We start from the raw sequence: 25,576 nt of genomic DNA, 5'->3' as shown, positions 1-25,576 counted from the left end.
CGGGTGAACGGGTGAATCCGCAGGTCGCGGGCCTGGCATCCCCCTGAACGGGCGCACCCGAGAGGGCCGCGAGGCGCAACGGCTACCCTGGTGGTTCGAAGGCCGCACGAGCAGCAGGAGGTGCGGGTGAGCCAGGAGCTCGACGCCGCGGTGCCCGCGAAAGAGGGCGCCCCGCAGAACGGGCAGGCGGCGGCCCAGCCGCCGAAGCCGAACGGTGCGGCGCCGAACCCGTCCGCGACCCGGCGGGTCCGGGCCCGTCTCGCCCGGCGGATCACCGCGCAGCGCGCCGCCCCGGTCAAGCAGGTCCTCGAACCTCTGGCCGTCATCCACCGCGAGCTCCACCCCAACGGCGACCTCGGGCTGCTGCAGCGCGCCTACGACGTCGCCGAGGAACTGCACCGGAACCAGCGGCGCAAGTCCGGCGACCCCTACATCACCCACCCGCTCGCCGTCGCGACCATCCTCGCCGAGCTGGGCATGGACACCACGACCCTGGTCGCGGCGCTGCTGCACGACACGGTCGAGGACACCGGCTACGCCGTCGAGAGCTTGAAGGCCGACTTCGGCGAGAAGGTGGCCGAGCTCGTCGACGGCGTCACGAAGCTGGACAAGGTCAAGCTCGGCACCTCCGCCGAGGCCGAGACCATCCGCAAGATGGTCATCGCGATGGCCAAGGATCCCCGCGTCCTGGTCATCAAGCTCGCCGACCGGCTGCACAACATGCGCACGATGCGCTTCCTGCCGCCGGAGAAGCAGGCCCGCAAGGCCCGCGAAACGCTCGAGGTCCTCGCCCCGCTCGCGCACCGGCTCGGCATGGCCACGGTCAAGTGGGAGCTCGAAGACCTCGCGTTCGCCATCCTGCAACCCAAGAAGTACGACGAGATCGTGCGCCTGGTCGCCGACCGCGCGCCCTCGCGCGACATCTACCTGCGGTCGGTCATCACCGACCTGACCAGCAACCTCGTGTCGTCGCGGATCACCGCGAAGGTCGAGGGCCGGCCGAAGCACTACTACTCGATCCACCAGAAGATGATCGTCCGCGGCCGCGACCTGGACGACATCCACGACCTCGTCGGCGTGCGGATCCTCGTCGAGGACGTCCGCGACTGCTACGCCGCGATGGGTGTCGTGCACGCCCTGTGGCAGCCGGTGCCCGGGCGGTTCAAGGACTACATCGCGCAGCCGCGGTTCGGCGTCTACCAGTCGCTGCACACCACGGTGATCGGCCCGGACGGCAAGCCCCTCGAGGTGCAGATCCGCACCTACGAGATGCACCGCACCGCCGAGTACGGCATCGCCGCGCACTGGCGCTACAAGGAAACCAAGGGCACGCACAACGGCAATGCCGTGGACGTCGACGAGATGGCGTGGATGCGCCAGCTCCTCGACTGGCAGCGCGAGGCGGCGGACCCGGGTGACTTCCTCGAGTCGCTGCGCTACGAACTGGCCTCGCGCGAGATCTTCGTCTTCACGCCGAAGGGCGACGTGATCACGCTGCCGGTGGAGTCGACGCCGGTCGACTTCGCCTACGCCGTGCACACCGAGGTCGGGCACCGCTGCATCGGCGCCCGCGTCAACGGCCGCCTGGTGGCGCTGGAACGCAAGCTGGAAAACGGCGAAGTCGTCGAGATCTTCACGTCGAAGGCGGAGAACGCCGGCCCCAGCAGGGACTGGCTGCAGTTCGCCGGTTCGCCGAAGGCCCGCGCCAAGATCCGGCAGTGGTTCGCCAAGGAACGCCGCGACGAGGCGATCGAGGGCGGCAAGGAAGCCATCACCAAGGAGATCCGCAAGGTCGGCCTGCCGATCCAGCGGCTGGTCTCCGCGGAGTCCATGGGCGCGGTGGCCACCGAGCTGCGCCATGCCGACATCTCGTCGCTGTACGCGGCGGTCGGGGAGGGCCACACCAGCGCGAAGCACGTCGTGCAGCGGCTGGTGGCGCTCATCGGCGGCGTCGACGCGGCGGAGGAGGAGCTCGCCGAGCGCGCGACTCCCTCGACGGTCACCCGCCGCCGCGGCTCCAACGACGTCGGCGTCGTGGTCAAGGGCGCGAGCGACGTCTGGGCGAAGCTCGCCCGCTGCTGCACCCCGGTGCCGGGCGACGAGATCCTCGGTTTCGTGACCCGTGGCGGCGGCGTTTCGGTACACCGCACGGACTGCACGAACGCCGGCGATCTCCAGTCCCAGCCCGAGCGGCTCGTCGAGGTGGAGTGGGCGCCGTCGGCGTCCTCGGTATTCCTGGTGGCCATCCAGGTCGAGGCGCTCGACCGGCACCGGCTGCTTTCGGACGTCACGAAGGTGCTGGCCGACGAGAAGGTCAACATCCTGTCGGCGTCAGTGACGACTTCCCGCGACCGCGTCGCGGTCAGCCGGTTCTCGTTCGAGATGGGCGACCCGAAGCACCTCGGCCACGTCCTCAAGGTGGTCCGCGGCGTGGAAGGCGTCTACGACGTCTACCGCGTGACGTCGGCTTCCTGACCTGCGGGGCGCGACCCTAGAAGAGCGCGGCGACCAGGGCGGCGAGCGGCGGCAGGGTCTGCGCGAGCGCGCCACCGCGGCCGGCGCCCCGGGGGCGGCTGAGGGCCAGCAAATCCGAGACGCCGAGGACGACTCCGGCCAGCGCCATGAACCCGCAGCAGTAGAGCACCAGAGCCTGCCCGGCGGTCGCGTTCCCCGTGTGCAGCAGGACGATTCCCACGACCGGGCCGGCGGCGAGGAACAGGTTGTAGAACCCGACGTTGAACGACCACAGCCGCGTGGCGGGCAGGTTCTCCGACGGGATGCGGAAGAGGTCCCGGTGCACGCCGGGCCGTTCGAACAGCACGACCTCCCACGTGAACGCGAGCAGGTGCACCAGGACCGCGATCCCGGCGAAGACCTGGACGACGGCGTTCACGGCCGGGCCAGTTCTATGCCGTGCCGGCTCGCGATCTCCGGGAGCCGCTCCGGTGGGGCTTGGTCGACGTCGCGGAAGAAGCGTCCCATCGCACCGGTGAGGGCGACGGCGAGGAACTTCGCCGACGGCGTGTGCACGGTGAAGGTGTTGCGCACGCCCGCCGGGATGCTGGTCGACGCGCCGGGGCCGAGGTCGTGCAGCTCGCCGTCGGCGTAGACCGTGATGCGCCCGTGCAGCACGTAGAAGCTCTTCGCCCACGGCTCGGTGTGCGGCGGGACCGACGGCCCGCGGGGCGCGTCGACCTCGAACAGCTCGTAGGCGCCGCCGGTGTGCTCGGCGCCGATCTTGACGGTGATCCGCGCGTCCGTCGAATCGAGTTCCGGGCCTTCGCCCGGGGCGCTGAAATGGGTCATGCCGCCAGTCTGGAAACTCCGGGAGCGGGGAGCCATCCCGGAATCGTGGGATACCCGCCAGCCCGCTCGCGGCGCATACTGCGTCCATGTGGGAGGGTCGGGCGCAGAGCGCGCGGCGCGACATCGCCGCACTCGCGACGGCGGGCCTCGGGGTCGCCGAGCTGCACGCCGCCGCGATCGAGCTGGTCGAGCGCGTGGTGCCCGCCGAGCTGACGTGCTGGGCGTCGCTGGACCCGGACACCGCGGTGATCAGCTCGATGACCAGCGGCCGGGCCCGGATCCCGGCGCGGTACGAGCCGCTGCTGGCGACGTACGAGTACGACGGCGCCCAGCCCCACACCTTCGCCGAGCTGGCGAGCCGGCCGGTGCCGGTGGCCCGGCTCTCGGACCTGCCGCGACGGGAGGCCGAGCGGAGCGGGCGGCTCACCGAGATCTGGCGGCCGCTGGGCCTCGGCCACGAGCTGCGCGTGGTGTTCCGCGTCGACGGGACGTCGTGGGGCGCGGCCGGCCTGGTGCGGCGCGGCGAGTTCAGCGACCGCGAAGCCGAGTTCCTGACGGCGATCGCGCCGGCGGTGGCGGCGGCGACGCGGGTGGCCGCGCGCACGCGCGACACGGGGGAGCGGGCGGACCCGGCGATCGTGGTGGCCGGCCCGGACGGCCGGCAGCGGGCGGCCACCGCGGCGGCCGCGGTCTGGGGGTCCGAACTGGACGCGATCGCCGCCGGCCGGTTCGCGGTGCTGGTGCGCGCGGTCGTGACCGGCGCGCGGGCGGCGGCGACGGGCACTTTTCGCGCGCGGGTCCGGGATGCCCGCGGCGGCTGGATCGTGCTGGACGCGAGCCGGCTGGTCACCGGGTCCGCCGACGACGAGACGGTGGTGACGGTGGCCCGGGCGTCGGGGACGGAGCTGTTGAGCGTGCGGCTCGCGGCCTACGGCCTGACCGCGCGCGAGCGTGACGTCTGCCGCGAGGTGCTGGCGGGTCTGTCCACTTCGGACATCGCCGGCCGGCTCGGCATCTCGGCGCACACCGTGCAGGACCACCTCAAGTCCGTGTTCGGGAAGGCGGACGTCCGCAGCCGCGGGGAACTGACCGCGAAGCTGTTGTCATAACCCGTCTCGGCGCGCGCGAAGGAATTGTCGAACGAACGGTCCCGGGGCGATTCCGGTGTCCGAAATACCGTCACTTGTCCCGCTTGTGCATGCTACGGTTCGCAAATTGCAAGGGTGGCCTTTCCGGAAACCCCGAGGGAGCGAGCATGTCCCCTGGCTCGGCCGACGACACCACGCGCTACCTGTGCGCGGCCTCCTACCTCGATCCCCGCTACAGCAGGCGGGTGATCACCGAGTTCCTCGTCGAGCCGACCCGGCCGGTGCCGCCGTCACCCGGCCTCGACGCGGGCCGCGTGCTCACCGAGGCGGTGCGGGCGCGGGCGCGCCGGAAGAACTACGACGGCCTGCTGGTGCTGCTCATGGCCGTCGTCATCGGGCTGTCGTGGGACAACCCGCTGCTCTACGGCTGGATCGTGCTGTCGGTCGTGCTCGTCGTCGCGCGGGCGGGGAAGAACGCGAACGCGACGGAGCGGTCGTTCAACCCGAAGACGCTCGCTCTGGTGGGCGCCGTCGTCGTGGTCGTCTGGCTGCTGCTGACCTACTCGGACGAGCTCTTCGGCTCCGGCCGCAGCAGCTATTCGTCGCGGTATTACGCCGACGTCGAGTTCGAAGACTCCTCGGGTGGCGACACCGCCCGGTTCGTCATCGGCATCGTGCTCGCCGTGGTCGTGCTGATGGTCGTGACGTTCGAGCGCTGGTCGGTGTGGAACCTCCTGACCACCCGCTTCAAGCGCTTCGCCCCGCCCGCCCCCGACAGCGGCAGCCTCACCGGATTGTTCACCGAGGACTTCCGCGCGCAGCTCGCCCGGTACCAGCGGATCGACGAGTTCGCCGGCGCGCCGGGCGCGCCGCTGGTGGTGTACCGCGGCTACAAACCCTTCGTGGGCGCGGGTTTCCGCCGCGACGCCTGGTCCATGGCGATTCCGCTGGAGCGCATCGAGGACGGCGAGACCGACCCGGCGGACCACCGCGAGCTCACCACCGAATCCCTGTACGAGGAGATCCGCGGCGCGATCGGCGACCTGCGCCGCTCGGCCGCGCTGTCCCCGGACGGCCGGCTCGGCGGGCTGACCGTGACCGAGGCGGTGTTCACCCCGGCCTCCGAGCTCGTCGACCACCTGGGGGAGGCCGCGTCCTACCTGCCGGACATCGAGTACCCGCCGCACACCCGGCTGACCGAGGCCGATGTGGAGCGGATCCGGCGCGAACCGAAGGAGTGGGCGCGCTACTACCTGTGCTTCCAGGTGGAGACCTGGGACCGGGAACTGGTGCTCACGACGTTCCTGCACGTGGCCGTGGACGACACGACGCTGTACGTCGAGTGGACGCCGTTCATGCTGCCGCCGATCCGGGCCGACTACCGGGCGGTCGACAAGATGCGGCAGGAGTCCCTGCGCCCGTTCGGCCAGGGACTGCTCGCCTGGCTGGAGCTGCCGGCGAGCCTGCCGGGCCGGATCGCGAACCTGGCATCGTGGATCCGGCCGCCGAGGCGCGAAGCCGGCGTGCTCGACCCGGAGCGCTACGGCGCGGCCAGCACCCTGCGCGAGCTCGCGTCGGTGAACCTGTTCACCGACTACTTCCAGCTCGTCGACATCGAACGGTACGAAAAGATCATCGAAAGCCGGCTCCTGCCGACGATCGGCAAACTCCTCGGCGACGCCGGGTTCTCGACGGCGAAGTTCGAGGAGCAGGCGGCGGTCGTCATCAACAACGACATCACCATCGGCGGCGACAACCGCGCCCCGATCACCCAGACCGGGCGGCGCGGCCCGACCCGGACGACCGGCCGCCCGGCCGGAGCGGAGGCCTGATGGGACACCGGATCACGAACAAGGTCAGCATCGGCGGTGACAACTCGGGCCGGATCACCCAGACCGGTATCGAGGGCGGCAGTGCCGACGTCACGGTCTCGTCGCTGCTGGAGCTGATCGAGCGGCTGACGGCCGAGGTGCGCGGCAAGGATCTCGCGAAGCAGGAGGTCCTGGAAGACACGCTGACCGATCTGGCGACCGACCTGCGCGAGGGCGACGCCGCGGAGCCGGCGGTGGTGCGCAGCCGCTGGGAGAAGGTCAAGGGCCTGCTGGGCGGGGTGGTGCAGTTCTCCGAGCTGGTCGCGAAGATCTCCGACCAGGTGCAGAAGATCTTCACCTGAGCCGGGTCAGAGGATCTTCCGCAGCAGCGCGGTGACCTCCTCCGGCCGTTCCATCGACGGCAGGTGCCCGGTGCCGGCGAGTTCCACCAGCTCGGCGTTCGGCAGCGACGCCGCGAGGTGATGGGAAAGCTCGACGAGACCGGGCGCGTCGGCCGTCCCGATCACCACCAGGGCGGGCGTCGTGATGTCGGCCAGCCGGTGCCGGGTGTCCGGGATCCGTTCCGTCCACTGTGGAGCGGTCCACTCGCGGCGGTAGACCTGCTCGCACATGTCCCGCACCAGCGCGACCATGTCCGCCGGCAGCACGGCCACGTCCCGGTCGGGACCGGCGACCAGGTAACGGATGTTGGCGTCCGCCATGGCCCGGACGTCGGCCTCGTCGACCTCGCGCTCGCGGGCGGCGTAGCGGGCGAGGCGCCCCTCCGGGAGCACCTCCGCGGTCAGCTTCGCGATGTCCCGCTGCATGTGCTCCGGCCAGGTGTGCCCGGTCAGGCCCGAGCCGAGCAGCGCGAGCCGGGTGATCCGCTCCGGCGCGGCCAGGGCAGCGTCCAGCGCGCACGCCCCGCCCATCGACGCCCCGACCAGCGCGGCCTGCTCGATCCCCCGGGCATCGAGCAGGGCCAGCAGGTCCTCGTAGTGGGCGAACTCGCCGGGGCCGGCGGCGGTTTCGCCGAAGCCGCGGCGGTCGTAGCGGATCACCCGGTGCGTGGCGGCGAGCGCGGCGAACTGGGCGTCCCACATCCGGCGGTCGCCGATCGCGGCGTGCAGCAGCACGACCGCGGGCCCCTCGCCCGCTTCGTCGTACCCGAACGCCGTCCCGCCCACCTCGATCATCGCCATGGACCCAAGCTAGCCACCCGACCGTGTCACACACCGCACTTTTCGCTCAGGGCGAGAAGCTAATGTGCCAGGCATGACCGACGGATTCGACCTGACGCGCGACGGCGAAGTCGCCCGGCTCACGCTGACCCGGCCGGAGAAGATGAACGCGATCACCTACGGCATGTGGGCGGCGCTCCCGGACGTGGTGGCCGAGGTGGAGGCCGACCCGGCGCTGAAGGTGCTCGTGATCGCGGGCGCGGGGAAGCACTTCTCGGCGGGCGCGGACATCAGCGAATTCCGCGAGCTGCGGACGACGGCCGACGGCGCGGCGAGCTACGACAAGGCGGTCGAAGGCGCGGTCGCGGCACTGACCGCGATGCGCAAGCCGTCGGTGGCGATGATCCAGGGCAACTGCATCGGCGGCGGCTGCCAGGTCTCGGTCGCCTGCGACTTCCGCTTCGCGGCCGAGGGGTCCCGGTTCGGCATCACCCCGGCGAAGCTCGGCATCGTCTACCACTTCGATTCGACGCGTCAGCTGGTGTCGCTGGTCGGGCCGGCGCACGCGAAGTACTTCCTGCTGTCGGGTGAGCTGATCACGGCGTCCCGGGCCCGCGAGATCGGGCTGCTCAACGACGTCTTCGCGCCGGAGGAGCTGGAGGCTTCGACGCTGGAGTTCGTCTCGACGCTCTGCTCGCGCTCGCAGGCGTCGATCCGCGGGATGAACCGGATCATCGAGAAGATCGTGGCGGGGCAGGAGACCTCGGACGCGGAGGTCGAAGAGATCCGGTCCGAAGCGCTGCACGGAGTGGACTACGCGGAGGGCGTCGCCGCGTTCCTCGAGCGGCGCCCTCCGCGCTTCACCCACCGCTGACTCAGGTGCAGGTCACCGTCGCGTCGGCCCAGTCGGCGTGGTCGTAGTCCCCGTCGTCGCCGCCGTCGGTCACCTCCAGCGTCAGCCGCCGGATGCCCGTCACGTCGGCCGTCAGCGGCACCGCGCCGTCGGCGTCGCGGAGCACCGGGGTCGACGCCAGCAGGCGGCCGTCGCCGACCACCCGGAAGGCCACCGAACCCTCCTTGCCCACTTCGTCGTCGAGCCCCGTCACCGCCGAGAACGCCGTGCACGCGCCACCGAGCCAGACCGTCACCGAGCTGGGTGCGTTGGTGCCCAGGCCGTGCGCGTAGGTCTTCCCGGCGATGGTCAGCGGCTGCCCGTCACCCTCGGACGTGTCGCCATTGGACCGGTCGCGCTCCACCGGGCCCCAGCCGTTCGACGACGCCAGGAAGGGCAGCGCACTGACCCGGGCGGTGCCCGCCGGCGCCGGGGGCGGGATGAACGCGCTGGTCGCGGCCTCGACGTGCACCGGCCGCTGCTCCGGGTCGCCCCGGAAGCGGTAGGTCGCCGCGACCGGTAGCTCCGTCGTGCCCGCCGGGCCGCCGGTGAACCGCCAGGTCCCCGCCATCTTCTCGCCGGCGGACAGCACCGGCCGGAAGACCGGCTCGCCGGTCACCCGCCAGCCGGCGGGGGCGATCGGTGCCAGGTCGACGTCGTACAGCGACGCGCCGCCCTCCGGCAGCTCGAAGGTCGCCGAAACGTCGACGCTCGTGCCTTCGGCCGTCGGCGGCGTGACGCTCAGCCGGGTCGTGGGCACCTGCCGGACCTCCTGGTCGCAGGACGTCCGGCCGGGCCGCACGGGACAGAGGACCGTGACGAACCCGCCGTTCGCGGCCACCGGAACGGTCAGCTGCCCGCCCGCCGTGACCGTCGACTTCTCGCGCACCAGCCCGCCCGGCCCGTCGCGCAGCGTGTCGGCGAGCCAGCGGCCGTGGCCGAGGAAGTCCAGCGACGCCGTCGTCTTCGTCGCCGGGCCGGCGAAGATGCCGCCGACGAACCAGCGCTCGCCCGAGCGCCGCGCGAACACGGCCTCGCGTCCGGGCCGCCCGGACAGCAGCCGGGTCTCGTCCCAGACGGTCGGCAGCTGGTCGAGCGTGTGCAGCGCTTCCGGCCGTGCTTCGTAGTTCTCCGGCTTGTCGGCGCCGTGCTGCCAGCCCGACTCGTAGACGAAGAACGTCGCCACCTCGTGCGCGTCGGTCGTGTCCCGATCGGACACGACGAAGGCGGTCGGCGTGTAGTCCATGCTGCCGACGACGTTGCGGGTGAACGGGAACATCGTGTTGGTCGCGGCCCGCGTCTTGAACTGCTCCGCGCCGCGGACGGCTTCGAAGCTCATCACGTGCGGCCAGGTGCGCTGGAAGCCGCGCGGGACGGTCGCGCCGTGGAAGTTGATCATCAGGTGCTGCGCCGCGGTCGCCTTCGCGATGTCGTCGTAGAACCCGAACCGCGCCTGCGTGTCGGAGTCCATGAAGTCGACCTTGATCCCGGCCGCGCCCCACGACTTGACCAGCGGCAGCCACTTCGCGCGCTCGGCCGGCGTGTCGAGCGTGGTCCAGCGGAACCACAGGATCACCTCGACGCCGCGGGCGCGGGCGTAGCGGATGACGTCCGGCACCCAGGCGGCGTCCCAGCCTTCGTCGATGAGCAGGTACGGCCAGCCGTTGCGCGCGGCGAAGTCCGCGTACTGCTTCTGCCGCACGGGATCGCCCGGACTGTCGTGTTCGGACAGCCACGACCACGCGACCTTGCCCGGCCGGACCCAGGACGTGTCGGCCGGCTCGGACGGCGGCGCGAGATCGTCGACCAAAGTGGACTCGGTGACCGTCGCCAGGTCGCCGGTGATCGCCACCCGCCACGGCGTGGCGAACGACCCGGCCCCGGTCACGGCGGCGTCGGCGAGCTTGATGGTGTACGTGGAGGTGCCGGTCGCGTGTGCCAGCCGAGCGCCCGAGTAGCGGCCGTCCACATCGGACTCGGTCAGCAGGGTGTAGCCGCCGTCGCCGGTGTCGAACAGCGACGGGAAGCCGTAGTCGCCCGCCGCCGCGCCGCCCGCGGTGGTCTCGACGCGGACTTTCTCGTAGTTGGGGGAGTAGGGCAGCAGCCACGCCGGCGCCGCCGCGGGCGGGGCGAACGACGAGGCCTCGCCGGTGATCGTCCCGCCCGCGGGAAGCACGTAGCGGTAGGCGACGCCGTCGGCGGCCGCGCGCACGACGACGTCGAGCTGCGTTTCGCCGGAACCGGTGAAGGACAACGTCGTCTCCGCGGCCCGGGCGTGCCGCTGCAGGCGCTTCCCGGTGGTCATCGTGTAGTGCTCGTCGACGACCCGGTCGGTGCGGCGGGCGAACCGCAGGTCGCGGGTCAGGTCGGCGGTCTTCGTCCGCAGGCCCAGCGGCGCGGGGGCGAGCACGGTCGCGCCGTCGCGGGACACCGCGAACGTCAGGCCGCCCTCGCCGGTGCGGGCGACCTCGGCGGTCACCGCGCCGGTGAGGCTCACGGTCCAGCGATCGGCGGCGTCGGCGGGCATCGTGGTGACGAGGGTAGCCGCGCAGGCCACGGCGAGCACCGATGCGCCGCGCCTCATCGGTGGGCGCGCCAACCACTCGGACGGCGTAGATGTGCGAAACCGGTGACGATGCGTTCGGCCGATTCGGTGACGTTCGCCGAATCGGGGTGAAGCGCTTTCCTGGACGCCCAAGAACCCAGCTCCTTCGCCGCACGGAGAAACGGTGTCGATCATCGATCTTCGGCGGCCGTTCCGCATCCGGTCAACGGACAGAGCGGGACGAAAACGTCGTCAGGCGTCCAGGTGCTCGCGGAAGTGCTCGGCGACCACGTCGGTCACGCCGGCCGGATCGAGCCGGCCGTCGATCTCGATGACGCGGATGCCGAGCTCCCGCGCCGAGCGGACGGCCTGCGCGGCGAGCATCCGGTCGCGCGTCAGCCGGCTCCGCTGCCGCGGGATCGCCGGCTCGTCGGATCGGTGCCGCAGCTGGTGCTGGCGGAACAGCTCGGTCGGCACCAGCACGACCATCCGGCTCGGTGAGTCCACGAGCGGGGCGACCAGTTCCGGCCGCAGCCCGCGGCCCTCGGCGATGATCGGCCGCGGTGACTCCCACGCGCGCAGCTCCTCCAGGGCGCGCTCGAACCGCTGCCGGAACTCGGCCAGCGCCGCGGTCAGCTGATCACCGGCGGGGACGTCGTCGGCCGGGGTGGCGGCGGGGCGGGTCCGGTCGTCGTGGTGGTAGGTCGCCAGCCCGTGGCGGGCGGCCAGCAGCCGGGCGACGGTGGACTTCCCCGTCCACGGGGCCCCACCGATCCAGAGCGTCTTCCGCAGCGTCCCGAAGGGATCCGAGGTCATCATCCGACTATCGCGGCACCGGCGGGCCGAAGGCCAGTGTTCCGGCGCCGGTTGATCCGTTCAGCGCAGAGTGACCCTCTGCGTACCGGGGGCCACCCGGGGATCCGTCACGATCTGTCGCTCTCGTCGTCGACGACCAGAACGGTGGAGCTGTCGGCGAAGTCGGGTTTCCCGCCGAGCCGGAAGTGGAACCGCGAGCCGGGCCGGACCGCGGCGACCACCTGGGTCTCGGCCGTGTCGAGCACGATGATCGCGAGCTCGGTGGTGACCGGTTCCGGGTGCAGCACTTCGGGCGGCACGATCGGGATCGGCAGGGTGCCGCTCACCGAGCCGGATCCGTCGTCGTCCTCTTCGCCGGGCTCGACCGGCGCGAACTCCGGGTCGATCCGCGGGCGCCGCCGCCACCACAGCCCGGCGAGCAGGCCGGTCAGCAGGCCACCGGTGCCGCTGACCGCCGAAGCGAGCCCGACACCCAGGCCGGAAGCCTCTTCGGCGGGTTTCGCCGGCGGCGCAACCGGGGGAGCGGCCGGCAGCGGACCGAACCGCACGGCGGGGTCCTGGGCGTCCTCGGGCAGCTGCAGCACCTGGCCGGGCTCGATGGCGGTGGGGTCGGTGAACGGCGTCCCGTCCGGGCGCGGGCGGCCCTGGTTGAGCCGGAAGATCTCGGGGAACCGGTTCCCGTCGCCGAGGGCCCGTTCGGCGATCTTGAACAGCGTGATGTCGTCCGGGTTGTCGGCGTGCGGGACGATGTAGTACTTGACCGGGGGCGGCGGCGTGGCCTGCGCGAGCGCCGGGCCGCCGGCGAGCACGGCGAAGAGGGCCCCGGCGGCCCCGGCCTGCCCGGCCCGCCCGAGAACGCGGCGCACCGCGGGAACCCGGTTTCCGGCCATGGTTCTCCCACCCTCTCCCCGGTGACCCCGGCGGGTTCCGGTGTTGCCCCTCTACACGGGGCGGGATCGGGCGCGGTTCAGATCGTGCGGTCCGGAGGGGCGCGCGGCCCGGGGTCAGATCTCGTCCCAGGGCACGGTTTCGTACGCCTTCGCGAGCAGGTCCACCGCGCGGTCCGCGGGCGGCAGCACGAGGTCGTCGACGGACGCGACCGCACGCCCCGGCGTCTCGGAGTTCGTCACGAACATCGCGTCGAAGTCGCGGAGGTCGGCGGGCCGGACCTCACGCGTCTCCTGCGGGACGCCCAGGCGGCGCAGGGCTTCCTTCTGCACCAGCATCGTGATTCCCGGCAGCGCCGCGGCTTCCGGCCACACGACCGTGTCGCCGGCCAGGAACCCGACGTTCCAGATCGAGGCCTCGCTGATCCGGCCCGCGGGATCGACGAACAGCGCGTCGTCGTAGCCGGCCAGCTCGGCCTGGCGGGAGTGGTAGATCAGGCCGAACGTGCCGAGGTGCTTGACCTGCGGCAGATCCCGTTGGTAGCGCACGGTCCCCAGGCGCAGCGGCGCCGGTTCGGGCGGGTGCGGCGGGAGCGTCCGGACCAGGATCTCCGGCTGCATCGGCTCGTCGAACGAGCGCGTGAGCACCATGACCCGCACCGACAGCGCGGGTTCGCCGTCGATCGCCCGCCGGACGTAGGACCGGACGAGGTCGACGTCGAGGTCGGCGCCGAACAGCAGGCGCGTGCTCGTGGCGAGCCGCTCGAGGTGGTATGCGAGCCCGCGGACCCGCCCGTCCCGGACCTGCATCGCGGTGAAGTGACCGTAGGAGGTCATTCCCGCGACGAAGGCGTCCGGGCCGAGCGGGTCCCCGTTCAGCTCGATGCGCCGCGTCACTACTGGACGGTGACGCCCGTGAACTTGACCTGCTTCGTCGGCGCCCCGGTGCCGTCCTGCGGGTTCGGGTTCGCGATGCCCGCCTTGGCGACCGCGTCGAGCACCTTCAGGCCCTCGTCGCTGATGCTGCCGAACACCGAGTAGTCCGCCGGGAGGCCCTCGGCGCTGCCGTAGACCATGAAGAACTGGCTGCCGCCCGAGTTCGGCGCGGACGTCTTCGCCATCGCGAGGATGCCGCGGCCGTACTTGATCTCCGGGAACGCCTCGTCCGGCATCGTGTAGCCGGGGCCGCCCTGACCGTCCTGGGTCGGGTCGCCGGTCGCCGACGGGTCACCGCACTGCAGCATCTGCAGGCCTTCGGTGCCCAGCCGGTGGCACATGGTGTCGTTGTAGAAGTTCTGCTTCGCGAGGCTGATGAAGCTCTGCACCGCGCACGGCGCGAGCGCCCGGTCGAGCGTCAGCGGGATGTCGCCCGCGGTGCTCTTCAGCGTCACGTTCACCGTGCCGGTCGACGGGACGTTCTTGCCGTCGGGCAGGTTCACCTTCTTCGGCGCCTTGCCCGTCGTGTCGGCCTTGAAGTCGCACGTCGTCGGGTTCGGCAGTGCCGTGGCCCGCTTCGGCAGCGCCGTGCGCTGCGTCGGGATCTGGAGGTCGGTCGGCGGCGGAGCGGCCGACGACGACGCCGCGGTGTCGGTGTTCTCGCCGCCGTTCGCGCTCACGATCCACACCACCACGCCCGCGACGACGAGCACAGCGACGCCGACGACACCAGCGCCGATCCTCCTGCGTCGCTTCTGCTGCTCCAATCGGCGCTCGAGTTGCCTCTCGAGCTTGCGCTTCGCAGCTTCGCGGCGCTGCTGGTTGGTCGCCACCCCGTACCCTCCCAGGTTTCCGCTCGTGTCACACGTCTGAGGTAGCGGCAGTGTATGGGCACAGCCTGTGAGGACCATGTACAGGGCCCGCTAGTCTCAACCCGATCGTGATCGGCGCCATCCGGCGCGGAAGTCCGGGAGGCGTTCGGTGCTCGTCGTCGGGTTCGGCAGCGGCCCGCTGCAGGCCAACTGCTACCTGCTGGCGGAGGCCGCCGGCGGGCCGTGCGTGGTCGTCGATCCGGGGCAGGAGGTGGCCGCGCCGCTGGCCGCCGCGCTCGCCGAGCACCGGCTGGTCCCGGCGGCGCTGGTGGCCACCCACGGGCACCCCGACCACGTCGCCTCGGCGGCGTCCCTCTCGGCCGAACACGGCGTCGCGCTGCACCTGCACGCGGGCGACGCGGAGCTGTACGAGGGGGCCAGCGTGCCGCTCGAAACCGGCACTTTCGCCGGTTTGGCCGTCGAGGTCCGGCACGTGCCCGGGCACACGCCGGGATCGGTGGTGCTGGACCTGGGGACGCCGGAGGGCGGGCGGCTCGCGCTGACCGGCGACACGCTGTTCGCCGGGTCGGTCGGCCGCGGCGCCGACGCGGAGTCGGTGCGCGACCTGCTGGAAAGCCTGCCGGACGACACGGTGGTGCTGCCGGGTCACGGTCCGGCGACGACGATCGGGCGGGAACGCGCGGGCAACCCGTTCCTCACCGGGACAGGGGCGTGAGCATGGCCGAGGAGACAGAGGCGTCATCGGAACGGATCGCGCTGTTCGAAGAAGACCCGCGCGGACGCCGTCGCCGCGGGATCTCGGGGCTGATCGGCGTGGTGATCGTCGCCGCGGCGTTCGGCGGCGTCGCGGGGCTGATCGGCGGCACGCTGATCGGGCTGATCGTCGCTCTGGTGATCGCGCTGCCGCTGCTGTACGTGATGGCGGTCAGCATCCGCCGCCGCGTCTGGCTGGAGGGCTCGACGCTGCTCGTGCGCACCTGGGGGCTGCGCCGGGTCGACCTGGTCACCGCGACGCGCCTCGACCTGGTGATCGGGGACGTCCGCGGCTCCCGCACGGTGAGCCTGCTGGTCAACGCCGGCCGGCGGGGCAAGGTCGGGAAGGTGGACCTCGCGGTGTTCTCCGGGACCGGCGGCCGCGAGCTGGGCGTCCTGCAGCTGCGGAAGCTGGCGAACGCGCTGATGAACAACGTCGAGGCGAACGGCCTCGTGTTCGGCGAACTGCTGGTCGCCGAGCTGAAGGCCGAGGCGCGCGGCTCGGGCGTGGCGGACCGCCCGCTCTACCGGCTCGCGTCGGCGGCGCCGTCGGGCAAGTACGTGCAGCGCTTCACGATGGAGGCCGTCAGCCGGTTCGTGGCGACTCTCGACTGAGCTCCTCGCGCAGCTCGCTGGTCCGGCGCGGCGGGGGTGCGCTGGGTGTCACGGGTGGGACGGAACGGCCTTCGTGGTGCCGCTGAGGTACGTCGCCGGCTCGCGTGAGGCGATCAGCGCGGCCAGGACCGTCGTCACCGGGACGGCCGCCACGATGCCGACGCTGCCGGCGAGCGTCCGGATGATCTCCTGCGCGATCTCCTCGCTGCCGAGCAGCGCACCCAGCCCGACGCCGGAGATCGACGAGTACAGCAGCACCGGCAGCGCCGCCCCGGCGTAGGCCATGACGAGCGTGTTGACCGCCGAACCGACGTGGTCGCGGCCGATCCGCAGGCCCGAGCGGTACAGCTCCTGCCAGCTCAGGTCCGGGTTGGCCCGGCGGAGCTCCCAGACGGCGCTGGTCTGGGTGACGGTGACGTCGTCGAGCACACCGAGCGCGCCGATCACGACGCCGGCGAGAAGCAGGCCGCGCGAGTCGATGCCGTGGCCCAGCGAGCCGATGAGCGTCGACGTGCTGTCGTCGAGCCCGGTCAGCGACGCCGCGGCGGAGAAGATCGCCGACAGGACACCGATGAGGGCGAGGCTGGCGAGCGTGCCGAGGACGGCCGCGGACGTTCTCGCCGTCAGCCCGTGGGTCAGGTAGAGCGCGATGAACATGATCGCGCCGGACCCGGCGATCGCCACGACCAGCGGGTTCTCCCCGGCCAGGATGGCCGGGAGGATGAACAGCGCGATCACGAGGAAGGACAGGCCGAGCGCGACGAGCGCGGCGAGACCCTGCCAGCGCCCGAGCACCAGGACCGCGACCGCGAAGAGCGCGGCGAGCACGAGCAGCGGGGTGCCGCGCTGGAAGTCGACCAGCTGGAAGCTCGCGGGGTCGCTCGCGTTCCCGCCGTTGTAGGCGAGCACGACGGCGTCGCCCGCGGAGAACCGCGGGGTGCTGGGTTCGATCGGCACGGTCAGCTTGAGCTGCTTGCCGCTCGCCGGGCCGTCGGTCATGGTGAGGTCGGCGGTCAGGCACGGCTTCGCGTTCGGGTCCGTCTGGTCGCCGACCTGGACTTGACCCTGGGCGAGGCAGGGACCGGTGTTCGTGGCGGTGATGCTCGCGGCCACGGGCGTGCCCTGCGGGACGACGCTCGTCGGGTCGGGTTTGCCCCACGGGTAGAGCACGATCATGCCGACGACGGTGGCGAGGGCGAGCGGGGCGAGCAGCCAGATCAGGAGCAGCCGGACCCGCTTCGACGCGGGGGCGGCGGGGCCGTGCCCGTGTCCATGGCCGTGCCCGTGGCCGGTTTCGGGCTGGGGCTCGGGCTTTTTCGCGGTGCGCGCCTTGGTGCCGGCCGGGACCCGCTGCGGCCCGGTGTCTCCGCGGCGGGCGGCGCGCTGGGGCCCGGTGTCGGTCCGCTTGTCCCCGGCCGGAACGCGGTGAGAGCCGGTGCCCGGCACCCGCTGTGGTGCCGTGTCCGCACGGCGCCGGGCGGGGTCGGCGGCGCGGCGCGCGCTGTCGGGCGGAGTCCGGCGGACGGGTTTGCGGGGCGTTCCGGCCGGCGAAGGGGACACCTCGTCCGTGATCCGGCGAATCGGGCCGGTTGCGTCGTCATCCAGGTCGGGGCGGTCCACGCGCACATCCTGACAGCGGGATTCCCCGCCCCGCGCGAGGGGCCGCCGACGGCCCGGTTCGTCCCGATGCGCCGTGTCGTCCCTTCGGTCACGCGTGTCGACCCTCCCGTTGCGGGGTCGACACGGGGTCAGCCGTAGGCCTGGCGGACGTGGACGCGCCGGTAGGCCGACGGCGGGGTGTCGAAGTGGTCGAGGAAGGCCTGCCGGAGCGTCTCCGTCGAGCCGAAGCCGCAGCGGCGGGCGATCGTCGCCAGGGGGAGGTCGCTGCCGGACAGCAGGCGCGCCGCCTGCTCGGTGCGGACCGTGCGGACGTACTTGCCCGGCGTCGTGCCCAGGTGCGCGTCGAACAGGCGGGTCAGCTGGCGGGTGCTGATCCCCGCGCGGGCCGCCAGCGCCGGCGTGCCGAGGTCCTCGTCGAGGTGCTCGGCGATGTACGCGGTCAGGTCGCGGACCTCGCGGTGTTCCGGCGGCGGGCCGGCCAGGAACAGGCTGACCTGGGCCTGGTTCCCCGGCCGCTGCAGGTACGTCACCAGCGACCGGGCCACTTCGCGGGCCAGCGTCGGCCCGTGGTCGGCCTCCACGAGCGCCATGGTCAGGTCGAGCCCGCTGGTCACCCCGGCGGCCGTGTAGACGTTGCCGTGCCGGATGTAGAGCGGCACCGGGTCCACCGTCACCGCCGGGTAGGCGTCCGCCAGTTTCGCGGCCCAGCGCCAGTGGGTCGTCGCGCGGCGGCCGTCGAGCAGGCCCGCCGCGGCGAGCACCTCCGCGCCCGTGCACACCGACGCCACCCGCCGGCTGGTCTGGGCCAGCCGCCGGAGGTGGGCCAGCACGCGCTCGTCGGACGCCGCCGTCGTGCTGCCCCAGCCACCCGCGACGATCAGCGTGTCGAGGTCGCCCGCCACCTGGTCGAGCCGCAGATGGGGTTGCAGGATCAGCCCGGAGCACGTGCGGATGGCCTGGCCGTCGATCGTGGCCAGCCGGATTTCGTACGGCGGCCGGGCGCCGTGGCGGTTGGCGGCGTCGAGGACGTCCGCCGGGCACGCGACGTCCAGCAGCTCGACGTCGGGAAATCCGACGATCGTTACCCGTCTGGGTGGGCCGGCCATGATCGCACGCTAGCAGCCGGACCGGCCTTCGGACGCGGTTCGCAGGATTTCGGACATCCGCGCCCACCGCGCGGGGCCTGCTCGCCAGGGTGAGGGCCATGACCGCTGAGCAGAAGACCCTCGCTTTCGTCGTCTACCCGGGGCTGACGCCGCTGGACCTGGTGGGCCCGCTCCAGGTGCTGAGCGCCCTCGCCCAACTGGACCCGAGCTTCCGGACCGTCGTCGTCGGCGCGACGAAGGACACCGTCGGTACCGACACGCCGCTGAACGTCGCGCCGAGCCACACGTTCGACGAGGTGCCCTCGCCCTACGCGGTGCTGGTGCCCGGCGGCACCGTGCCGACGCTGCGGGCGATGTCGGACGAGCGCCTCCTCGCCTGGCTGCGCACCGCGGCCGCCGGCGCCGAGCTGGTGACGTCGGTCTGCACCGGCTCGATGATCCTCGGCGCGGCCGGGCTCCTCGACGGCAAGCGGGCGACGACGCACTGGATGTTCCGCGACCTGCTGGCCGGCCTGGGCGCGACCCCGGTCGCCGAGCGCTGGGTCGAAGACGGCCGGCTGATCACCGCGGCGGGCGTCTCGGCCGGGATCGACCTGGCGCTGCACCTGGCCGAACGGCTGGCCGGGCGGCGGATCGCGACGAACATCCAGTTCGCCATCGAGTACGACCCGGAGCCGCCGCAGGGCCGCCTGGACTGGGCGAACCAGCCGTACGGCGACCTCAAGCCGCTGCGCGAGCACACGTTGCGCGCCGGGCTGGCGGAGAACCCGGAGCTGCTGGACAAGCTGCTCGCGCACAGCTGAACCAACGTCGTCGGCCATCCGGGTGAACGAGGGAAATGCCAGCCGCCCGGCGGCTACATTCACCCCGCTCGATCAGGTGATCTCGCGGGTGAGGTGTAGCCGTGCGGTTCCAGGTCCTCGGCCCGATGACGGCCTCCGTCGCGCTGCCGTCGGCGGCCCAGCCGCGCCGGCTGCTCGCCGTCCTGCTCGCGCGCGCCGGGCAGTACGTCGGCCGCGACACGCTCGTCGACGAGCTGTGGCCGGACGGCGCGCCGTCCAGTGCGGCGGCGATCGTGCAGGTCACCGTGTCGAAGCTGCGCAAGACGCTCTCGCCCGGTCTCGGGGCCGCCGAGGCCGGGCAGCGCCTGCGCTCGGGGCCGCGGGGCTACGCGCTGGCCGTCGAGCCGGGGGAGCTGGACGCGGACGACTTCCTGACGCTGCTGTCCTCCGGTGCCGACGACCGCGCGCAGCGCCGGCGCGCGCTCGAACGGGCCCTGGCGTGCTGGCGGGGGGACGCCTTCGCCGACGTCGCGGGCGGGCCGCTGCTGGAGGCGCACAAGCTGTGGCTGGAGGACCGGCGCTCGGCCGCGCTGCTGCAGCTGGTCGAGCTGGAGCTCGCCGACGGTGACGGCCGGGCCGTCGTCGAACGGCTCGACCCGGTCGTCGCGGCCCGGCCCGCTGACGAGCGGTTCGCCGCCCGGCTCGCGTCCGCGCTCGGCGCCGTCGGCCGCCGCGAGTCGGCCCTGGAAGTGCTCCGCCGGACGCGGCGGGCGCTCTGGGAAGAGGCGGGCGTCTGGCCGGGTGACGACCTCGTCGCGGTGTACCGCCGGATCGCCGGCACCGACTGGACGACGCCCGGGCCGCCCGCCCAGCTCCCGCCCGCGGTGCCCGACTTCACCGGCCGCGCGGCCGAGCTCGCCGACATCGGCCGGGCCCTGCGCGGCCCGGGTCCGGTCGTGCTGCACGGGGCCGCCGGCGCCGGGAAGTCCGCGCTGGCCGTGCAGGCGGCCTGGCGGGCGCGCCGCCGGTTCCCCGACGGTCAGCTGACCGCTTCGCTGCGCGGCCCGGACGGCGCACCCGCCGCCCCGGCGAACGTGCTGACCGGTTTCCTGCGCCTGCTCGGCGCGACCCCCGCGGAGCTGGCCGACCGCGCCGGCCTGACCGGGCTCTGGCGCAGCTACACCGCGGACCGGCGGGTGCTGGTGCTGCTGGAGGACGTCACGAACGAGGCGCAGGTGCGGGCGCTGCTGCCCAGCGGGCCCGGCTGCGCGACGCTGGTGACCGCGCGCCGCGAGCTGCCCGGCTTGTGCGGAGCGCGGCCGATTCCGGTCGCCAGACTGTCCACAGAGGACGCCTGGGCGCTGCTGGCGGCGATCGCGGGGGAGGAGCGGCTGCGGGCGGAACCCGAAGCGACGCAACGGCTTCTCGGCCACTGCGCCGGGCTCGCGCTCGCCGTCCGGATCGCCGGGGTGAAGCTCGCCGCGCGGCCGCACCAGCGCGTCGCCGACCTCGCCGCCCGGCTCGCCGACGACCGCCGCCGGCTCGACGAGCTGACCACGGGCGACCTCGGCGTCCGCGCCGCCGTGACGTCGGCGCTGCGCGAACGGCCCGCACCCGACCGGTACCTCCTGCGCCTGCTCGCCGCTTTCGCCGGTCCCGTCCCGGATTGGTGCGCCGCCGCGCTGCTGGACCGCCCCCTCGACGAGGCCCGCGACCGGCTCGACACCCTGGCCGGCGCGCACCTGCTGGACCGGCAGGAGGCCGCACGAGGCGGGAGCTGGGCGGGGGAGGAACGTCGCGGTCCGCTCGGCGCCCAGGCGCCGGCCTTGACCGGCACGCATTGGGCGGTCGCCCCGTTCGCCCGGCTCGTCCTGACCGAAGGCGTGCCGCCCGAGACGGACGGGATCGCGTTGCGCCGCGCCTGCGAGGTCACGCTCGCCCTCGCCGAGCACGCCCGGGGCCGGCCGCCGACGGGCTCGCCGAAGCCGGATCCCGTGGCACTGCGACAGGTCGCTGCCGATCCGGCGGCCTGGGCGGCCGAAGAGACCGCCCACGTCGCCGCGGCCGCACGGCTGGCCGGCGCGCACGGCTGGCACGACCTCACCGAACGGCTCGCCGACGCGTGCACGGCGCTGGCCGGCACACCGTGGCTCGGCCATGCGGCCCGCGCCGTGTCGGTGCTCGGCCTGGCCGCGGCCCGCCGCCGCCAGGACCCGCACGCGGAAGCCGAAAAGCTGTACAACCTCGGTTCGGTGCACCTGCAGCACGGCCACGCGCGGCAGGCGCGCAACTACTTCGTCATGGCGGAGAACCGCTTCCGCCAGCTGGACGACCCGCAGGGCACCGGCGCGGTGCTGACCGCGCGCGCCGACGTCGACCTCGACAGCGGTGACGCGCGGGCCGCCGAGGCCGCGCTGCTGGAGGCGCTCGACCTGCTGCGCGAGTGCGGCGATCGCCACGGGCAGGCGGCCGCGGCGGCGCAGCTGGGTTCGCTGGCCGAGGACGTCGGGGACGTGCGGCGCGCCGTCGAGAGCTTCGAGGTGAGCATGCTGCTGGCCCAGGAGTGCGACGACGGCCGCGGGCACGACCACGCCGCCAAGCGCTACGCCGACGTCCTGCGCCGCCACGGCGGCTGCGACCAGGCGGCCGACCTGCTCACCGGCGCGCTCGGCGGCGCCGTCCGCACCCGGGAACGGCACTGGGAAGCCCACGTCCTGCGCAGCCTCGGCGACCTGCACACCGAGGCGGGGGAGCTGGGCGACGGCGAACGCTGCCTGACGCGCTCGCTGGCGCTGTTCGAGCAGATCGGGCACCGGCACGCCGCCGCGTACACCCACCGCAGCCTCGCCGAGCTCCGCCGCCGGGCGGGCGACCCGGCGGGCGCGCGGTGGCACCTGCGCGTCGCGATGGGCGTGTTCCGGGAGCTGCGGGACCGCCGCGGTGCCGGGTACACCCTGCTCAGCCTCGGCCGGACCCACGCGGGCGAGGGGGCCGGACCGGAGGCCGCGCGGCTGCTGCGGACGTCGGCCGGCCTGTTCGAGGAGCTCGGGTTCCCGCTGTGGGAGCTGCGCGCTCTGCGGGAGCTGACCGCCGTCACCAGTGAATCCCCGGCCCGGGACCGGGCTCGTGAAGTCTTGACGAAGATCAGGACCTGACCCGCTCCCGCCGGGTTCCGCGGCCCCGCCGTTTGGCGAAGTTATGGCCGTCCCGATTTGGCTGCCGCCGTATCGATCGTCGCAACCCCGAGGAGGCAAGGCATGCCGGGACAACGGATGCTCGCGCGCGTGGCAGTGGGATTGACCGCTTCGGCCGCGACGGTGGCGTTCGCCACCATCGGCACGGCGTCGGCGAGCGTCGAGGTCACCAAGCTCAGCCAGTCGGCCGCCGCGTCGCAGCTGTCCGCCGCCGGGGTCACGCACTCGTCGAGCGGGGGCTGCACCACGAGGTCGAACTCGACCTGCACGTCCTACGAGCAGATCAACCAGTCCACGGTCACCGGCGTGATCACGCTGAAGCGAGCCAGCGGCTGCGCGATCAACATCACCGGCGGGACCGAGGTGGGCCACGCGTCGGGCACCTACAGCCACTACAACGGCTACAAGGTGGACATCTCGCACAACAGCTGCATCGACAGCTACATCAAGAACAGCTTCGGCTACATCGGGTTGCGCGGCGACGGCTACCCGCAGTGGAAGGCCGGCTCCGGCAACCTCTACTGCGACGAGGGCAACCACTGGGACATCACGTACTACACCTGCGGCTGCTGAGCTCCGGTGCGGGGCCTGCCCGTTTCGAGGGCTGCGGGCAGGCCCCGGTTACCGGCCGCCACCGCCGGGTACCTCTCCGGGGTGGAGAGGACTTCGCCCGGCACCCCCGCAGGCAGGCCGCGCACCGCAGTGCTCGGCGCGGCCGCGGGCCTCGTCCTGCTCGCCGGTCTCTACTTCGTGCTCGCCCCCTGGGTCACCGGTTTCGGCGGTGCGGGCGTGCTCGCGTTGAGCAACACCGTCGTCGGCCTGGTCCTGGTCGCCCTGGCGATCGCCCGCACCGCGACGCGGCGCCTGCGGTTCCTCGGCTGGGTCGTCCCGGTGCTCGGCGCGTGGGCGGCGCTTTCCCCGTGGCTGCTGCGGCAGACCGCCGGAACGCAGCCGTCGACGGCCGCGCTCGCCGGCAACGTCGTCGCCGGCGTGGCGGTCATCGCGGCGGGCGTGGTCGTGGTGGTCCGCGGCGACTGACCTCGCAGCCGGGGAGATGAGCCGACCGCCTCGCGGTTCGTACGGTCGTTCGCACGACCTGGACGAGCATGGGAGCGCGGATGACCCTCGCAGAATCGGCGCGGCCGGACTCGGCCGCGCGGCCGGCGGACCCCCGGCGCCTGGCGGCGCTCATCTTGCTCTGCGCGGCCAACTTCATGGTGATCCTCGACTCGCAGACCGTGATCATGGGCGTGCCGGTGATCGCGGCGGACCTCGGGCTCTCGCCGGTCGAGGCGCAGTGGATCCTCTCGGCCAACCTGCTGACGTTCGGCGGCCTGCTGCTGCTCGGGGGCCGGGCCGCGGACCTGCTCGGGCGCCGCAAGCTCTTCATGATCGGCACGGCGCTGTTCCTGCTGGTGTCCCTGCTTTCGGCGCTGGCCACCGCGGGCCCGCTGCTGCTGGCCGCGCGGGCGCTGCACGGGATTTCCGCGGCGCTGATGGCGCCGACGGCGCTGGCGATCCTCACCGACACCTTCCCGGAGGGCCGCGAGCGCAACCGGGCGTTCGCCGCGTGGTCGGGGATCGCCGCGCTGGGCGCCACGATCGGCCTGCTGCTCGGCGGCGCGCTGCTCGACTGGTTCGGCTGGCAGAGCCTGTTCTACGTCAACGTCCCGGTCGCCGTGCTGATGCTGGCGCTGAGCCCGGTGCTGCTGCGGGAGAGCCGGGACGCCTCGGCGCACCGCACCTTCGACGTGACGGGCGCGGTTCTCACCACCGTGGCCCTGGGCCTGCTGGTGTACTTGCTGGTCGAGGCGCCCGCGCGGGGCTGGACCAGCTTCCACACGCTCGGCCTCGCGGTGGTCTTCCTGGCGCTGACCGCGGCGACGGTCGTCGTCGAGCGTCGGTCGGCGGCGCCGCTGCTGCCCGCCCGGTTGTTCCGGTCGGCCACCGTCGTCGGCGGCAACGTCCTGACGGCCTTGATGGCGATGCTCGCCTATGGCTTGTCGGTCGTGCTTTCGCAGTACGCGCTGGGCGTGCTCGGCTACACGCCGATCGTGTTCGGGCTGAGCCAGTCCGCGATGCCGATCGCGGCGGTGATCGGCGCGTACGCCGGCCAGGCCGCCCTGGCCCGGCGCGGCCTCCGTCCGGTCGCGGTGACCGCGCTGCTGCTGATGGCCGTCGGCAGCTTCCTGCTGACCGGGCTTTCCCCGGACGCCGGCTACTTGACGACCGTGCTGCCGGGCCTGGTGGTGTTCGGCCTGGGACTGGGCATCGGCCCGGTCGTCCTGGCCTCGGCGGCGCTGAACGGCGTCACCTCCGCCGACGCGGGGATCGCCTCGGGCATCAACGTGGCGGCGTTCCAGATCGGCGGCGCGCTCGGGGTGGCGGTGGTGTCGACGATCATCGCGGTGAACTCGGCGGCGGCTCCCGGGCCGGCGGGCGCGCTCGCCGGGTTCCACGCGGGCATGTTCGCCTGCGGCGGGATCGGGGCAGCCGGTGTGCTGGTCGCGTTGTCGCTGTTGAAGAACGCTCGGCGCGGGAAATTGGCGGCTGTGCCGCGGGTGCATTGAGGTTCAGTTCGCGATGCCGGGCCGGTCGCCGCGGACGTGGCGGGGGCTGGCCGGGCCGCGTTGGCGGCACGCCGCTTTGGCGGTCGGCCGCTTGGTGAGAACTCCGGGCCAGGTGTCACTCCGGTGGTCGCGCCGTGGGCGGGGCCCCGCTCGGGAAGCTGGCCGCCGTGCCGCGGGTGCATTGAGGTTCAGTTCGCGATGCTCGGTCGGTCGCCGTGGACGTGGCGGTGCTGGCCGGGTGGTGCTGCCGGCACGCCGCTGTCCGGTTAGCGGTCGGTCGCTCGGTGAGAATTTCCTGATTTGGGTTTCGCTTCGGCGGTTGCGGCGTGGGTTAAGGCGCGGCGCACGAGACTTGCTGCCGTTCCGCGGATGCACCGAGTTCAGTTCGCGATGCCGGGTCGGTCGCCGCGGACGTGGCGGTGCTGGCCGGGCCGCGTTGGCGGCACGCCGCTTTGGCGGTCGGCCGCTTGGTGAGAACTCCGGGCCCGGTGTCGCGGCGTGGGGCGAGGCCCGGCTCGGGAAGCTGGCCGCTGTGCCGCGGGTGCACTGAGAGCCCTATGTCAAGCGGCCTGTCGGCGGAGGGTGTTGAGCTGGCCGTGTAGGTCGGGGTTGTAGGGCTGGTGGTCGTGCCAGCAGCGCCA

Annotated in this window: 22 protein-coding genes; 12 read left to right on the top strand and 10 right to left on the bottom strand. The window is 73.0% G+C overall.

Annotated features, from left to right (window positions below; translation table 11 throughout):
* The first annotated feature begins 126 nt into the window (after positions 1-126).
* Positions 127-2,475 (top strand): bifunctional (p)ppGpp synthetase/guanosine-3',5'-bis(diphosphate) 3'-pyrophosphohydrolase, encoded by a 2,349-nt coding sequence (locus AB0M83_RS40605; protein WP_364525854.1) that lies wholly within the window; start codon positions 127-129, stop codon positions 2,473-2,475.
* 16 nt (positions 2,476-2,491) lie between these two features.
* Here AB0M83_RS40605 and AB0M83_RS40600 read toward each other — a convergent pair whose 3' ends face one another.
* The gene (locus AB0M83_RS40600; protein WP_364525852.1) at positions 2,492-2,893 is read right to left on the bottom strand and encodes a DUF1304 domain-containing protein; all 402 of its coding nucleotides are present in this window, start codon (positions 2,891-2,893) and stop codon (positions 2,492-2,494) included.
* On the bottom strand, positions 2,890-3,306 hold the full coding sequence (locus AB0M83_RS40595; protein ID WP_364525850.1) for a cupin domain-containing protein: 417 nt from the start codon (positions 3,304-3,306) through the stop codon (positions 2,890-2,892). The genes AB0M83_RS40600 and AB0M83_RS40595 overlap by 4 nt, the downstream gene beginning before the upstream one ends.
* An 86-nt stretch (positions 3,307-3,392) precedes the next feature.
* Between AB0M83_RS40595 and AB0M83_RS40590 the strand changes: the two genes are divergently transcribed.
* From AB0M83_RS40590 to AB0M83_RS40580, 3 genes are all read left to right on the top strand, one after another.
* A complete protein-coding gene (locus tag AB0M83_RS40590; protein ID WP_364525848.1) occupies positions 3,393-4,415 on the top strand; it encodes a helix-turn-helix transcriptional regulator in 1,023 nt (340 codons plus the stop codon).
* Positions 4,416-4,561: 146 nt separating this feature from the next.
* On the top strand, positions 4,562-6,226 hold the full coding sequence (locus AB0M83_RS40585; RefSeq protein WP_364525846.1) for a hypothetical protein: 1,665 nt from the start codon (positions 4,562-4,564) through the stop codon (positions 6,224-6,226).
* Entirely contained in the window at positions 6,226-6,567 is a 342-nt protein-coding gene (locus tag AB0M83_RS40580) for a hypothetical protein (RefSeq protein ID WP_364525844.1), read from the top strand. The genes AB0M83_RS40585 and AB0M83_RS40580 overlap by 1 nt, the downstream gene beginning before the upstream one ends.
* Positions 6,568-6,573: 6 nt before the next feature.
* Here AB0M83_RS40580 and AB0M83_RS40575 read toward each other — a convergent pair whose 3' ends face one another.
* Complete coding sequence (locus AB0M83_RS40575) at positions 6,574-7,407, bottom strand: alpha/beta fold hydrolase (RefSeq protein ID WP_364525842.1); 834 nt, start codon at positions 7,405-7,407, stop codon at positions 6,574-6,576.
* 73 nt (positions 7,408-7,480) lie between these two features.
* On the opposite strand from AB0M83_RS40575, the gene AB0M83_RS40570 reads away from it, so the two are divergent.
* Entirely contained in the window at positions 7,481-8,260 is a 780-nt protein-coding gene (locus tag AB0M83_RS40570; RefSeq protein WP_364525841.1) for an enoyl-CoA hydratase-related protein, read from the top strand.
* Between the two features lies 1 nt (position 8,261).
* Here AB0M83_RS40570 and AB0M83_RS40565 read toward each other — a convergent pair whose 3' ends face one another.
* The 5 genes from AB0M83_RS40565 to AB0M83_RS40545 all read right to left on the bottom strand — a co-directional run bounded on the left by AB0M83_RS40565 (position 8,262) and on the right by AB0M83_RS40545 (position 14,295).
* Positions 8,262-10,862: a glycoside hydrolase family 97 catalytic domain-containing protein gene (locus tag AB0M83_RS40565; RefSeq protein ID WP_364525839.1), complete on the bottom strand. Its 2,601-nt coding sequence runs from the start codon at positions 10,860-10,862 to the stop codon at positions 8,262-8,264.
* Between the two features lie 213 nt (positions 10,863-11,075).
* Positions 11,076-11,639, bottom strand: a complete 564-nt coding sequence (locus AB0M83_RS40560; protein WP_364525837.1) for a hypothetical protein — start codon at positions 11,637-11,639, stop codon at positions 11,076-11,078.
* A 107-nt stretch (positions 11,640-11,746) separates the two neighbouring features.
* Entirely contained in the window at positions 11,747-12,529 is a 783-nt protein-coding gene (locus AB0M83_RS40555; protein WP_364525835.1) for a hypothetical protein, read from the bottom strand.
* A gap of 114 nt (positions 12,530-12,643) precedes the next feature.
* On the bottom strand, positions 12,644-13,423 hold the full coding sequence (locus tag AB0M83_RS40550) for an aminotransferase class IV (RefSeq protein ID WP_364525833.1): 780 nt from the start codon (positions 13,421-13,423) through the stop codon (positions 12,644-12,646).
* A complete protein-coding gene (locus AB0M83_RS40545) occupies positions 13,423-14,295 on the bottom strand; it encodes a peptidylprolyl isomerase (RefSeq protein WP_364525831.1) in 873 nt (290 codons plus the stop codon). Before AB0M83_RS40545 ends, AB0M83_RS40550 begins: the two co-directional genes overlap by 1 nt.
* A 148-nt stretch (positions 14,296-14,443) precedes the next feature.
* Here AB0M83_RS40545 and AB0M83_RS40540 point away from each other — a divergent pair, with 148 nt between their 5' ends.
* Positions 14,444-15,010, top strand: a complete 567-nt coding sequence (locus tag AB0M83_RS40540) for an MBL fold metallo-hydrolase (protein WP_364525829.1) — start codon at positions 14,444-14,446, stop codon at positions 15,008-15,010.
* Between the two features lie 2 nt (positions 15,011-15,012).
* Positions 15,013-15,663 carry a hypothetical protein gene (locus AB0M83_RS40535; protein ID WP_364525827.1) on the top strand — a complete coding sequence of 217 codons (651 nt, stop codon included), beginning with the start codon at positions 15,013-15,015 and terminating at the stop codon, positions 15,661-15,663.
* Between the two features lie 48 nt (positions 15,664-15,711).
* Here the strand turns inward: AB0M83_RS40535 and AB0M83_RS40530 are convergent, their stop codons facing one another.
* Positions 15,712-17,283 carry a YibE/F family protein gene (locus AB0M83_RS40530; protein ID WP_364525825.1) on the bottom strand — a complete coding sequence of 524 codons (1,572 nt, stop codon included), beginning with the start codon at positions 17,281-17,283 and terminating at the stop codon, positions 15,712-15,714.
* 128 nt (positions 17,284-17,411) lie between these two features.
* The gene (locus AB0M83_RS40525; protein ID WP_364525823.1) at positions 17,412-18,389 is read right to left on the bottom strand and encodes a GlxA family transcriptional regulator; all 978 of its coding nucleotides are present in this window, start codon (positions 18,387-18,389) and stop codon (positions 17,412-17,414) included.
* A gap of 98 nt (positions 18,390-18,487) precedes the next feature.
* On the opposite strand from AB0M83_RS40525, the gene AB0M83_RS40520 reads away from it, so the two are divergent.
* The 5 genes from AB0M83_RS40520 to AB0M83_RS40500 all read left to right on the top strand — a co-directional run bounded on the left by AB0M83_RS40520 (position 18,488) and on the right by AB0M83_RS40500 (position 24,935).
* A complete protein-coding gene (locus tag AB0M83_RS40520) occupies positions 18,488-19,192 on the top strand; it encodes a DJ-1/PfpI family protein (RefSeq protein WP_364525821.1) in 705 nt (234 codons plus the stop codon).
* 101 nt (positions 19,193-19,293) lie between these two features.
* Positions 19,294-22,326, top strand: a complete 3,033-nt coding sequence (locus AB0M83_RS40515) for a BTAD domain-containing putative transcriptional regulator (RefSeq protein WP_364525819.1) — start codon at positions 19,294-19,296, stop codon at positions 22,324-22,326.
* A 102-nt stretch (positions 22,327-22,428) separates the two neighbouring features.
* Positions 22,429-22,938, top strand: a complete 510-nt coding sequence (locus tag AB0M83_RS40510) for a hypothetical protein (protein WP_364525817.1) — start codon at positions 22,429-22,431, stop codon at positions 22,936-22,938.
* A gap of 81 nt (positions 22,939-23,019) precedes the next feature.
* Positions 23,020-23,403, top strand: coding sequence for an SPW repeat protein (locus tag AB0M83_RS40505; RefSeq protein WP_364525815.1), 384 nt, complete (start codon positions 23,020-23,022; stop codon positions 23,401-23,403).
* Positions 23,404-23,483: 80 nt separating this feature from the next.
* Positions 23,484-24,935 carry an MFS transporter gene (locus AB0M83_RS40500; RefSeq protein WP_364525813.1) on the top strand — a complete coding sequence of 484 codons (1,452 nt, stop codon included), beginning with the start codon at positions 23,484-23,486 and terminating at the stop codon, positions 24,933-24,935.
* The last annotated feature ends 641 nt before the right edge of the window (positions 24,936-25,576 follow it).

It is taken from the genome of Amycolatopsis sp. NPDC051106 (genome assembly GCF_040682775.1).
Lineage (GTDB): Bacteria > Actinomycetota > Actinomycetes > Mycobacteriales > Pseudonocardiaceae > Amycolatopsis.
The sequence above is the reverse complement of the archived record's forward strand: the minus strand, read 5'-3'. Positions and strand labels throughout refer to the sequence as shown.

Excerpts from the sequence above, each read along its gene's own strand:
- AB0M83_RS40520 (WP_364525821.1), top strand. The coding sequence starts at position 18,488 with ATGACCGCTGAGCAGAAGACCCTCGCTTTCGTCGTCTACCCGGGGCTG.
- AB0M83_RS40570 (WP_364525841.1), top strand. The coding sequence starts at position 7,481 with ATGACCGACGGATTCGACCTGACGCGCGACGGCGAAGTCGCCCGGCTC.
- AB0M83_RS40565 (WP_364525839.1), bottom strand. The coding sequence starts at position 10,862 with ATGAGGCGCGGCGCATCGGTGCTCGCCGTGGCCTGCGCGGCTACCCTC.
- AB0M83_RS40560 (WP_364525837.1), bottom strand. The coding sequence starts at position 11,639 with ATGACCTCGGATCCCTTCGGGACGCTGCGGAAGACGCTCTGGATCGGT.
- AB0M83_RS40580 (WP_364525844.1), top strand. The coding sequence starts at position 6,226 with ATGGGACACCGGATCACGAACAAGGTCAGCATCGGCGGTGACAACTCG.
- AB0M83_RS40510 (WP_364525817.1), top strand. The coding sequence starts at position 22,429 with ATGCCGGGACAACGGATGCTCGCGCGCGTGGCAGTGGGATTGACCGCT.
- AB0M83_RS40500 (WP_364525813.1), top strand. The coding sequence starts at position 23,484 with ATGACCCTCGCAGAATCGGCGCGGCCGGACTCGGCCGCGCGGCCGGCG.
- AB0M83_RS40575 (WP_364525842.1), bottom strand. The coding sequence starts at position 7,407 with ATGGCGATGATCGAGGTGGGCGGGACGGCGTTCGGGTACGACGAAGCG.
- AB0M83_RS40595 (WP_364525850.1), bottom strand. The coding sequence starts at position 3,306 with ATGACCCATTTCAGCGCCCCGGGCGAAGGCCCGGAACTCGATTCGACG.
- AB0M83_RS40590 (WP_364525848.1), top strand. The coding sequence starts at position 3,393 with ATGTGGGAGGGTCGGGCGCAGAGCGCGCGGCGCGACATCGCCGCACTC.
- AB0M83_RS40585 (WP_364525846.1), top strand. The coding sequence starts at position 4,562 with ATGTCCCCTGGCTCGGCCGACGACACCACGCGCTACCTGTGCGCGGCC.
- AB0M83_RS40525 (WP_364525823.1), bottom strand. The coding sequence starts at position 18,389 with ATGGCCGGCCCACCCAGACGGGTAACGATCGTCGGATTTCCCGACGTC.
- AB0M83_RS40535 (WP_364525827.1), top strand. The coding sequence starts at position 15,013 with ATGGCCGAGGAGACAGAGGCGTCATCGGAACGGATCGCGCTGTTCGAA.
- AB0M83_RS40555 (WP_364525835.1), bottom strand. The coding sequence starts at position 12,529 with ATGGCCGGAAACCGGGTTCCCGCGGTGCGCCGCGTTCTCGGGCGGGCC.